8 protein-coding genes are annotated in these 10,935 nt (G+C 71.7%); 5 read left to right on the top strand and 3 right to left on the bottom strand.

Annotated features, from left to right (window positions below; translation table 11 throughout):
- Positions 1–309 precede the first annotated feature (309 nt).
- The 3 genes from mtnB to ACFVH5_RS41625 are packed head-to-tail and all read right to left on the bottom strand — an operon-like array spanning position 310 to position 2,275.
- The gene (mtnB, locus tag ACFVH5_RS41615; protein WP_385838880.1) at positions 310–918 is read right to left on the bottom strand and encodes a methylthioribulose 1-phosphate dehydratase; all 609 of its coding nucleotides are present in this window, start codon (positions 916–918) and stop codon (positions 310–312) included.
- Positions 915–1,673, bottom strand: a complete 759-nt coding sequence (gene mtnC, locus ACFVH5_RS41620; RefSeq protein WP_385838886.1) for an acireductone synthase — start codon at positions 1,671–1,673, stop codon at positions 915–917. Before mtnC ends, mtnB begins: the two co-directional genes overlap by 4 nt.
- A 2-nt stretch (positions 1,674–1,675) precedes the next feature.
- Positions 1,676–2,275 (bottom strand): acireductone dioxygenase, encoded by a 600-nt coding sequence (locus tag ACFVH5_RS41625; protein WP_107021041.1) that lies wholly within the window; start codon positions 2,273–2,275, stop codon positions 1,676–1,678.
- A 543-nt stretch (positions 2,276–2,818) separates the two neighbouring features.
- Here ACFVH5_RS41625 and ACFVH5_RS41630 point away from each other — a divergent pair.
- The 5 genes from ACFVH5_RS41630 (at position 2,819) to ACFVH5_RS41650 (ending at position 10,746) form a co-directional block, all read left to right on the top strand.
- Positions 2,819–3,937, top strand: coding sequence for a substrate-binding domain-containing protein (locus tag ACFVH5_RS41630; RefSeq protein WP_384816336.1), 1,119 nt, complete (start codon positions 2,819–2,821; stop codon positions 3,935–3,937).
- A complete protein-coding gene (locus ACFVH5_RS41635; RefSeq protein ID WP_385838881.1) occupies positions 3,924–5,516 on the top strand; it encodes a sugar ABC transporter ATP-binding protein in 1,593 nt (530 codons plus the stop codon). The genes ACFVH5_RS41630 and ACFVH5_RS41635 overlap by 14 nt, the downstream gene beginning before the upstream one ends.
- Positions 5,517–5,598: 82 nt before the next feature.
- Positions 5,599–6,645: an ABC transporter permease gene (locus ACFVH5_RS41640; RefSeq protein WP_385838882.1), complete on the top strand. Its 1,047-nt coding sequence runs from the start codon at positions 5,599–5,601 to the stop codon at positions 6,643–6,645.
- Between the two features lie 17 nt (positions 6,646–6,662).
- The gene (gene mtnK / locus ACFVH5_RS41645; RefSeq protein ID WP_385838884.1) at positions 6,663–7,880 is read left to right on the top strand and encodes an S-methyl-5-thioribose kinase; all 1,218 of its coding nucleotides are present in this window, start codon (positions 6,663–6,665) and stop codon (positions 7,878–7,880) included.
- Positions 7,881–7,950: 70 nt separating this feature from the next.
- A complete protein-coding gene (locus tag ACFVH5_RS41650; protein WP_385838885.1) occupies positions 7,951–10,746 on the top strand; it encodes an NACHT domain-containing protein in 2,796 nt (931 codons plus the stop codon).
- The last annotated feature ends 189 nt before the right edge of the window (positions 10,747–10,935 follow it).

The raw sequence follows: 10,935 nt of genomic DNA on the forward strand, positions 1-10,935 counted from the left end.
GCCGTAGTGGGGGCTGCCGGAGGTTGACCCCGCGCAGGTGGGGGGGTTGGGGGCGGGGCCGGTGTTGAGCCTGGGGGGGGGGGGGGGCGGGCCGCGCCGTTCCCCGCGCCCCTCAAAAGCGGGGCTGCGCCCCAGCTTTTGCCTTTAAGGGGCGCGGGGAACTGCGCGCTCAGCCCCCACACACCCGCAGCAAACCAACAACCAGCGCCGCAGGCTGACGCACCCGCAGTCGGCGAACGGCCTTCGTGGTGAAGGGGCGCGGGGAACTGCGCGACCGGCCCCCACCGGCCCGCAGGCGATCAACCCCCCTCAACGCCCCGTAAGTTCCAGTTCCAGCAGCCACTCCACCACCTCCGTGTGGTGGCGGGCCTGCCGAGGCGAGTCTCCCCAGACATACAGACCGTGGCCCGCCACGACAACCGCCGGCATCCGAGAATCCCGCGCGGCCTCCAGCCGATCCCCGAGCACCCCCATGTCCTGACTGTTGGCGATGACGGGAAGCGTCACCTCCACACCATGGGCCGGCACCCCCACCCCCTTCAGCATCTCCAGATCGGACAGCACGATCCCGCCCGGCGACCGCCGCCCCAGCGCGACGGAAGCCACCGTGTGCACGTGCACGACGGCACCCGCACCGGTCAGCGCGGCCACCCGCGCGTGCAGCGCCGCCTCCGCGGACGGCTTGCCGCCGCTCACCGCGGACCCCCGCCCGTCGACCAGCACGACGTCCGCCGGCGTCAGTTCACCCTTGTCGTGGCCGCTGGCGGTGACCGCGAGCAGCAGCGGATCGCGGGAGAGCACCACGGACAGGTTCCCGGAGGTGCCGCGCATCCAGCCGAAGGACGCGAAGCGGGCGGACTCGGCCGCGAGGACGGCCCCGGCCTCCTCCAGTTCGCGCGTGCTGACGTCCGTGCTCACGTGCTGCTCCTTGAAGTACTGGTACCGGTACCGCTGTTGGTGCCGCCGCCGATGATCTCGATCTCGTCGAACGAACCCGCCTGCGCGTGATCCCCGACGCCCTGCTCGTAGTACGGCTCCCCGGCCCGCCTGACCCCCACGGCGTGCCACCCCGCCGCACGGGCCGCGTCCAGCTCGCCGGGCCGGTCGGAGAGGAAGAGGAGGCGCCCGGCCTCCGTACCGGTCGCCGCGGCGATCCGCCGGTACGACTGCGGTTCCTGCTTCGGCCCCGCGTTCTCCGTGTCGTACAGCCCGTCGACGAGCGGCAGCAGGTCACCGTCGGGGCTGCTGGCGAACCACGCGCGCTGCGCGGCCACGGACCCGGACGAGTACACGTGCAGCCGTACGCCGGCGGAGTGCCACCGCCGCAGCACCGGCACCACGTCGTCGTAGAAGTGCGAGACCAGGTCGCCCCGGGCGAACCCGTCGGACCAGATGAGGCCCTGAAGGGTCTTCAGCGGGGTCGCCTTCACATCCCCGTCGAGCCACTCGTTCAACGCCTTCTCGATGCGTACGGAGTCGGCGTCCGGCTCGCCGAGCAGTTCACGCACCTGCGCGACCGCCCGCCGTACCTCCGGATCGTCGCCCCGCTCCGTCAGCAGCGCCCCGAACCGGGAGCGCGAGTACGGGTAGAGGACGTCGACGACGAAGCCCGTGGCGCTCGTGGTGCCCTCGATGTCGAGCACCACGGCGTCCACGTCGAACGCCGGCCGCAGGCTCACGCCGCGGCCCGGTCCTGCTCGTACCCCGCCGCGATGGTGTCGTAGTCGGGGAAGCGGCCGGCGATGGTGGAACCGGTGAAGCTGCCGATCCAGCCGTCCTCCTCGTGGAAGAACCGGATCGCGGTGAACGCCGGCGAGGTCCCCATGTCGAACCAGTGCGTCGTGCCGCGCGGCACGCCCAGCAGGTCGCCCTTCTCGCAGAACACGGCGTGCACCTCGCCGTTCACGTGCAGGTAGAAGATCCCGGAGCCCGCGACGAAGAACCGGACCTCGTCATCGTCGTCGTGCGTGTGCTCCTGGAGGAACTTCTCCCGCGCGGCCTTCGCCTTCGCCGGGAACTCCGGGTCGTCGCTCGGGTGCAGCCCGAGGACGTCGACCGTGGTGAAGCCCTCCTCGGCGTTCAGCTTGTCGATCTCCCGGCCGTACGCGGCGAAGACGGTCTCGGTGTCGGCGTCCGCGGGAACGTCCTCGCGGACCGGCCACTGCTCGTAGCGCACGCCGAGCGGAGCGAGCGCGGCGGCGATCTCGGCGGGCTCGGAGGTGCGGCGCACGGTCGTCTCGGGTCCGGACTCGGGCCACGTGGTCAGCAGGGTCATGGGAACAACTCCAGGGGTGGGAAGGGACGGCGGAAGGCGGTGGACGCCTGTCCGGATACTGGACAGGCCGTCGGACCGGTCCGATCGCGGGCGGCTCGGGCCGCGCGGCGGCTCGAACAGGGATCTCGACGTCGGGGTCCGGACCCGTGATCAGCCGCGACACGCCGCGCCGGTACAGCGGTGTGTCGCTGTCGCGCCTGGTGTCGCCATCGGAGACCTCACTGTCCCGGGTCGGGTGCCGGTCCCGAGATCGTAACTCCCGACCGGCGGTCGGCCGAGTGTGACGAAGTTGTTGTCTCAACAACTGAGAATCCCGTCCCAATACTTTGACGGCTGGCTGGAAACGTTCTCATGATCTGCGTATGAAGACGCTGCTGCTCGTGCGGCGGCTGTACGTGGACTTGCTCCGGTCGACCACAGCCCGCTGTCGCTGACCCGCCCGCGGCCATGGCCTGAATCGGCCCCCGCCCGGCGCTCCGGACCGGCACCCCCGCACTCCGCACGCCCTCTTCTCCCCCTCCCCGCACCGCTCCTGGAGCCGTCATGCCCGGTACTCGTACCCGTCTGCCCCGAACCCGTCTGCCGTTCGCCGCGCTCTCGCTGGCCTCCGCCTCCGCGCTCCTCCTCGCCGGCTGCTCGCAGTCGTCGGACGCCTCGGAGAAGACCGCCGACAGCGCCGCGCCCGCCGCCACCGCCACCGGAAAGAAGCCCGCGCCGTTCAGTGAGGGCAAGGTCAAGGTCGCGCTGGTCCGGCAGAGCGGTGCCGGTGACTACTTCGAGCAGTGGGGCAACGGGGCGAAGGCCCAGGCGAAGGCCCTCGGCATCGACCTGACGGTGTACGACGCTCAGGCGGACAACGCCAAGCAGGCCACCGACCTCTCCTCGGCCATCAACTCCGGGGCGAAGACGATCATCGTCGACCACGGCTTCCCCGCCACGATCCAGCCGGAGATCGACAAGGCGGTGAAGAAGGGCATCAAGGTCGTCGTCTACGACGTGGAGACCACGAACAAGTCGGTCGTCAGCACCAAGCAGGACGACGCCAGCATGGCCCAGGCCGTCCTCGACGTGATGGCCGGCGAACTCGGCAAGGACGCCAAGGTCGGCTACGTCAACGTCGCCGGGTACGCGGCCCTCGACAAGCGCGACAGCGTCTGGAAGAAGACGGCCGACGCCAACGGCTGGAAGCAGGCGTTCAAGGTCGGCAAGGTCACCGACTCCACGGCCACCGACAACGTGCCCCTGGTCAGTGCCGCGCTCACCCAGCACTCGGACGTGGCGGGCGTCTTCGCCCCCTACGACGAACTCGCCAAGGGCACCGTCCTCGCCGTCAACAACAAGAAGCTCCAGGGCAAGGTGAAGGTCTTCGGCGCGGACGTCTCCAACGCCGACATCCAGAACATGACCGCGAAGGACAGCCCCTGGGTGGCCACCGCGGGCACCGACCCCTCGGCGGTCGGCGCCGCCGTCGTACGGACCGCGGCCCTGGAACTGGCCGGACAGCTGAACAGGACCTCGGTCGAGTTCCCGGCCGTCGCGATCACCCAGGACTTCCTGAAGAGCAAGAACATCGCGAACATGGACCAGCTGCGCGAGGCACTGCCCGCGCTGAACCTCGCCAAGGTCAGCACGGCCGACTGGATCCCCAATGTCGCCCACTGACCAGGCCGCTGATCAGCCCGGCGACCGGCCCGCCGGCACGTCCGCCGCGGTCAGCCTGCGCGGCGTCGGCATGGCCTTCGGCGGGAAGACGGTCCTGGAGTCCGTCTCGCTGGACATCGCGCCCGGCAGCGTCGTCGCACTGCTCGGCGCCAACGGCGCGGGCAAGTCCACCCTGATCAAGATCCTGTCCGGGGTGCACACCGACCACAGCGGCCAGGTCGAGGTGGACGGCGGACCCGCCGCGCTCCAGTCCCCGCTCGCCGCCCGCCAACTGGGCATCCAGACCGTGCACCAGCGCATCGGCGAGGGGATCGTCCCCGGCCTCACCGTCGCCGAGAACCTCGTCTTCGAGGAACTGGCCCAGCGGCGCGGCAACCCGTTCCTCGACGGACGCAGGCTGCTGGCCCGCGCTCGGGAGATCCAGTCGGCGCTCGACCTCGGCTGGAGCGACCAGATCCTCAAGCGGGACGTCACCGAACTCGGCATCTCCGACCGGCAACTGCTCGTCCTGGCCCGCGCCCTCGCGACCAGCCCCCGTCTCCTCGTCCTCGACGAACCGACCTCCGCGCTCTCCGCCGCCGAGGCCGAGCGCCTGTTCGCGCTCGTCGAGCGGATGCGGGACGACGGCATCGCCGTCCTGTACGTCTCCCACCGCCTCGGTGAGATCGACGCACTGGCGGACCGGCTGGTCGTCCTGCGGGACGGCCGTCTCACCGAGGAGCAGGCCAAGCCGTTCGACTGGGACCGCGCCCTGCGCGCGATGCTCGCCCAGGCCCAGGGCGCCCGGACGGCCCGCCCGTCGGACGCCAAGCAGGCCCCGGGCAGCGATGCGAGCACAGGCACCGGCTCCGGTGAGATCGCCGTCTCACTCAAGGGCGTACCACTGCTCCCCGGCCGCACCCCCCAGGACCTCGACCTCCGGGCGGGCGAAGTCACCGGCGTGGTCGGGCTGCTGGGCGCGGGCAAGACCGAACTGGCCCGCGGCCTCTTCGGCGCCGAACCGTTCCCGAGCGGAACCGTCGAACTGGACGGCAAGCCGTACGCGCCCCGCCGCCCCGCCGACGCGATCCGCCGGGGTGTGCACCTCGTCCCCGAGGACCGGCACGCCGACGCCCTGGTCCCCGGCTGGTCCCTGGCCCAGAACGTCTCCCTGCCGTTCCTGCGCTCCCTCTCCACGGCCGGGCTGGTGAACCGGCGCAGGGAGAACGCCCTCGGCCGCGACACCATCGAACAGCTAGGCGTCGTCGCCCGCGACGAGCACAGCACGGTCGAGGAACTGTCCGGCGGCAACCAGCAGAAGATCGTCGTCGGCCGGTGGCTCGCCGAGAAACCCCGTGTCCTCATCCTGGACGAGCCGTTCCGAGGCGTGGACATCGGCGCCCGCCGTGACATCGGCCGCCGTGCCCGCGCCCTGGCCGCCGAAGGCGCCGCGGTCCTCGTCCTGTCCGCCGACGTGGACGAGGTCCTGGAGGTCGCCGACCGGGTCGTCGTCCTCGCCGCGGGAGAGATCCACCTCGACGCGTACGGCGAGGACGCGGAGCGCGACCGCGTCATCCGGACCATCTCGGCGTCCGTCTGATGCCGGCCACCGCGAAGCGACTCACGAAGTCGCGCACGAAACCACGCACGAAGTCACACCGGGAAGTTCGGGGAAGCACGCCATGACCACCACCCAGAGCACCGAGGTGCCGACCAAGGCGGCCCTGCCGCCCGCGACCTCCCCGGCCCTGCGGGTCCAGAGCGCCGTCATCAAGTACGGCTTCATCTTCGTCACCGTCACGCTCTTCGCCTACTTCGCGCTCAGCGAGCCGTCCTTCCGCGACTCCGCGACGCTCCTGGACACCCTCCGGTACGTGTCCGTCGCCGCGATCCTCGGCCTGGGCGTCACCCTCACCATGGCGGTGGGCGGCATCGACATGTCCGTCGGCGCGGTCGCGGGTCTCGGCGTGACGGTCGCCGCCAAGACGATGGTCTCGTACAACCAGGTCGGTCTCGTGGCGATCCTCGCCGTGATCGCGGCGGGCGCGCTGGCCGGGCTCCTCAACGCCCTGCTGATCGTGGTCCTCAAGATCCCCGACATGCTGGCCACGCTGGGCACGATGTTCGTGATCCAGGGCACCAAACTCGTCCTGGTCGACGGCCAGTCCGTCACCCCCGGCATGACCCAGGCCGACGGCTCCACCGCGCCGGGGAAGTTCACCGAGGGCTTCCTGCGCATCGACCGCGGCACGGTCCTCGGCATCCCCGTCTCCGTACTGATCTTCGGCGCGCTCACGGTCGTGGCCTGGGTGTTCCTCGCCCGCACCCGCTGGGGTCGCGTCCTGTACGCGATCGGCGCGAACCCGGAGGCCTCCCGGCTGGCCGGCATCCGCGTCGGCGCCTACCGGGCCCTGGCGTACGTCCTGTCCGGCGTCCTCGCCTCGATCGGCGGCCTCATCCTGGCCTCCCGCATCGGCCAGGGAGACGTCTCGGCCGGCACCTCCCAGCTCCTGGAGGCGGTGGCGGTCGCCCTGGTCGGCACCTCCGTGCTCGGCCGGGGCCGCCCGAACGTCTGGGGCACCGCCCTGGGCGCCGTCCTGATCGGCATCATCACGACCGGCCTGACCATCAAGGGCCTGCCGTACTACACGCAGGACGTCGTCGAGGGCGCGGTCCTCATCCTCGCCCTGATCTTCAGCTTCACCCTGTCCAAGCGCCGCACCGCATAAGGGAGTTCACCGTTCACATGGGCTACCGCATCCTGGAGACCGAGGACGTGCCCGCGTACCTGCGCGAGCGCGGCCACTGGGACGACCTGGCCGACATCCACGTCCGCGAGGTCTCCGACGGCAACATGAACCGCGTGTTCCTCGCGTCGAACGGCGCCGGCACCCGCGGCCTCGCCGTCAAGCAGGCCCTGCCCTGGGTCCGGGTCGCGGGCCCCTCCTGGCCGATGAGCCCCGAGCGCGCCGACGCCGAGGCCCGCGCCTACGAGCAGGTCGCCAGGGTCGCCCCGGACAAGATCCCAGCGATCCACGGCTACGACCCGGGCCACTACGCCCTCGTCATGGAGGACATGTCCGACCTGGAGGTCCTGCGCACGGTCCTCAACGAGGGTGCCTCCTACGGCCCGGACACCTCACGCAGGATCGGCGAGTTCGTCGCCCAACTCACCTTCGCCACCAGCGACTTCGGGATGCCGTCCGCCGAACGCAAGGCTCTGATCGCCGCCTCCGTCAGCCCCGAGCTGTGCAGGATCACCGAGGACGTCGTCCTCTCCGAGCCGTACGTCGAGCACGAGCACAACCACTGGCTTCCCGAACTCGACGACCTGGCCGCCGGGTTCCGCGCCGACACCCGGCTGCGCACCGAGGTCGCCGACCTGCGCCACACCTTCATGACGTCCGCGCAGGCCCTGCTCCACGGCGACCTGCACACCGGCAGCGTCATGGTCGGCGAACGCGACGACGCCCCCGTGATCCGGGTCTTCGACCCCGAGTTCTCCTTCGTCGGCCCGATCGGCTACGACATCGGCCTGTACTGGGCCAACGTCCTCGTCGCCACGGCCCGGGCGCGGGCCCTCGACACGGTCACCGACCACGCGGCCCAACTCCGCCTCTCCTGGGAGGGGTTCGAGTCCGAGTTCCGCCGCCTGTGGCCGACCCGCGTCGACACCTTCTTCGACGACGCCTACCTCGACCGCTTCCTGCGCCGCGTCTGGACCGACGCGGTCGGCTTCGCGGGCACCGAGATCGTCCGCCGCGTCATCGGCTTCGCCCACCTCACCGACCTGACGACCCTGCCCGACCCGGTCCCCGCCTCCCGCGCCACCCTCCGGCTGGGACGCCAACTCATCCTCCGCAGGACGGAACTGCACCGCCCCGAGGACATCGAGGCCGTCGAGAACGCCGAGAACGCCGAGAACACCAGGAACGCCGACAGCATCAGGGCATCGCAGGTGTGAACGAGCCAACAGGTGTGCCGATGCTGTGAGTTCGCGTGACGGGCAGCATGCGCACGGTGACAATCTGCTCATGGAAACGCTACGGGGCGGACGGGACGACTGGAGACCACCGTCCGAGGTACGCAACATCGTGCGCGACAGCACGATCGAATACCTCGTCCAGGCGGGCTGGATCCAGGGCGACCTCGTCGTCAACCTGCCGCCTCCGCGCGAACCCGTCGACACCGCGGCCGAGGAACTCGCCCGGTCCGTACGCGCCCAGTGGTCGGCCGAGGTGGCCGCCTGGGAACTCGGCGACATCGAGGGCCCCCTCGCCGTGCGCTGGCTCGCCCGCTGGGGAACCACGGCCCCCACCGGCAGCACAGCAACGGCCGGCAGCACAGCACCGGCCGGCAGAACGGCACCGGCAGGCAGCACAGCCCCGGCCACGGACGTCACCGCGCCACGGCCCGCGCGCAGCGACCGGCTCGGTGACATCGCGGACACCCTGCTCGGCCTGGACGCACGACGCCTCCTCGTGCTCGGCGGCCCCGGCTCCGGCAAGTCGACCCTGCTCGCCATGACCGTCGTCCTGCTCGCCGCACGCCATCTGGGCGATGTGACCCGCCGCGTGCCCGGCGACCGGGGCGTACCCGTCCCGCTCCTCCTCTCCCTGGAGTCGTGGGACGCGGAGAGCGTGGGGCTGCGCGACTGGCTGGTCACCCGGCTCACCGAGGACCACCCCGGACTGCCCTGGGTGACCGGCGCGCATCCCGCCCGCCGCCTCGTACGCGACGGGCGCGTCCTGCCCGTACTCGACGGCCTCGACGAACTGCCCGACCACCGCAGGGCCGCCGTGGTCCGCGAACTGAACTCCGCGCCCAGGGAGTTGGGCTTCGTCCTGGCCTCCCGGACCCAGGAGTACCGGACACTCGACGTCAGGGCCGTGGGCACCTCGGACATCGAGGCCCTGCCGGTGGGCCCGCGCGACGCCGCGGTCCATCTGCTGCGCACGGCCGACCGGGAACGGCACGAACAGTGGGGCCCGGTCCTCGACGAACTCGCCGAGCACCCCGAAGGACCCCTCGGCCAGGCACTCTCCACCCCGCTGATGATCTGGCTCGCCCGACGCGCCCACCGGCCGGCCCACACCGACCCGGGCCGCCTCGCCGACCGCGCCCGGCTGCCCACCAGGGAGGCCGTCGAGAGCCATCTGATGGACACGGTGGTCCCGGCCGCCTTCGCACCCCGCGCCCACGACAGCGAGCGGCTGCACGCACCGGGGCAGTGGAACCCCGCCCGCGCCCGGGGCTGGCTCGAGTTCCTCGCCCGCGAACTGGAACGCCACCGCACCGGAGAGTTCGCCTGGTGGCGGCTGAACCGGGCCAGGGCGGCACGGCTGCTCGCGATACCGACCCTGGTGGCCCTGTGCATCGTGCTCGCCGAGTCGATGATGGCCGTGGTGACGCGCGTGGAGGACACCTACAGCGACTCGCCCCAGCTGAACATCGAGATGTTCGACCGCAACTACCTGTTCGGCGCCGCCGTCATGGCCACCGGCATCCAGCTGACCACGCTCCAGTGGTACGGCGACCGCTTCTGGGAACCGCGCCGCAGGGCCAACCCCTTCAAGGCCGGTGCCGCACTGCGCTCCGCGACCCGGGCGGCCTCCGTGCGCCGCGCCCTGACCTCGCTCGCCATCCTCGTGGTGCCCGCCGCGTTCTTCCTGCTCACGGCGCAGGGGATGTACCACAGCGAGGCGTTCACGGCTCAGGCCGTCCTCGGCTTCGTCCTGCCCGCGCTCGTGATGCTCGTGATCGCCGCGCCCGCCGACACGGTCGACGCGGCGACCCCGGACGAACTCCTGGCGGACGAGCGCCGCGCGGGCCTGCTCACCCTCGGCGTGGTCGCCCCGCTGATCGGCCTGGGTACCGGGGCGCACAGTCTGCTGACCGGGCACGGCACGGTCGACTTCTGGGTCGCCTTCGCCAAGGGCATGACGGGCGCGGTGATCGTCCTGGTCGCCGTCAGCCCCTGGTGCCTGTGGGTGGTCTCCAAGGCATGGCTGGCCGTACTCGGCCGGGTGCCCTGGTCCCTCATGGAGTTCCTGCGGGACGCGTACGGCGGGGGACTGCTTCAGCGGTACGGCGGCACGTACCGGTTCCGGCACCTCAGACTGCAGGAACACCTGGCGGGGCGTCCGGCCGCCGTGCCCGCGGCGGCCCGGCCCCCGGCCGCCCCCACCGGGGCCGGTCCGCGGCAGCCGTTCACGGTGACGGGTCCCCAGCCGCACCGGTCGCACCGGTCGCACCGGCCGGACCGGCTGTCCGGGCTCCTCGACCGTCCGCCGCCGCTGCACGAACTGCGGGGCTACACCGTCGTGTCCAACGACCACGAGTACGTCGTCGACGCCCGTGACCGGCGTCTGCCGCTGGGGCACTGGCCGCTGTGCGGTCTGTTCATGGTGCTCTCGGCGGTGCGCATGGCCGCGACCGGCAACTGGGACAACGCGATGGGCTGGAGCAGCGTGCTGTTCTGGCCCGGCTTCGCGCTGTCCGTCAACGTGTTCGCGCTCCTGCTGCCGAAGATGCGCATGACCCTGCGGATCGACCACTGGGGGATCACCGTGTCGAAGGGGCGGCATCGAGCGGCGTACGCGTGGGACGACGTCCTCGCCGTCCGCGTCCGGCAGGTGTACGTCCGGGGGCGCAACCAGCGGGTGTACGGGCCGCATGTGCGGTTGCGGCCGGGGGCGGTGGAGCCGCCGCGGCTGTTCCGGGGGCGGGAGGGGTGGTTTCTCGTGATGGCGCTGCATGTGCGTGAGGCCATGCCGCCGGATCTGGCCGACGCGTTCGCCCGCCTGTCGGGGGGCCGCTGGCAGCCTTGAGCGTCCCGCCGCGTCCCGGCGGAGGCCGTTCGCGCAGTTCCCCGCGCCCCTGAAGAACCGCGTCCGTCTGCGGGCCGGTGGGGGCGGACCCAACCGATTGCGCAGTTCCCCGCGCCCCTGAACGTGGGGGCTGGCCGCGCCGTTCCCCGCGCCCCTCGTGGAGGGGCTGCGCCCCGTCCCACCCAGGGG

The organism is Streptomyces sp. NPDC127119 (genome assembly GCF_042677425.1).
Taxonomy (GTDB): domain Bacteria; phylum Actinomycetota; class Actinomycetes; order Streptomycetales; family Streptomycetaceae; genus Streptomyces.

Excerpts from the sequence above, each read along its gene's own strand:
- ACFVH5_RS41640 (WP_385838882.1), top strand. The coding sequence starts at position 5,599 with ATGACCACCACCCAGAGCACCGAGGTGCCGACCAAGGCGGCCCTGCCG.
- ACFVH5_RS41650 (WP_385838885.1), top strand. The coding sequence starts at position 7,951 with ATGGAAACGCTACGGGGCGGACGGGACGACTGGAGACCACCGTCCGAG.
- mtnK (WP_385838884.1), top strand. The coding sequence starts at position 6,663 with ATGGGCTACCGCATCCTGGAGACCGAGGACGTGCCCGCGTACCTGCGC.
- ACFVH5_RS41630 (WP_384816336.1), top strand. The coding sequence starts at position 2,819 with ATGCCCGGTACTCGTACCCGTCTGCCCCGAACCCGTCTGCCGTTCGCC.
- ACFVH5_RS41625 (WP_107021041.1), bottom strand. The coding sequence starts at position 2,275 with ATGACCCTGCTGACCACGTGGCCCGAGTCCGGACCCGAGACGACCGTG.
- ACFVH5_RS41635 (WP_385838881.1), top strand. The coding sequence starts at position 3,924 with ATGTCGCCCACTGACCAGGCCGCTGATCAGCCCGGCGACCGGCCCGCC.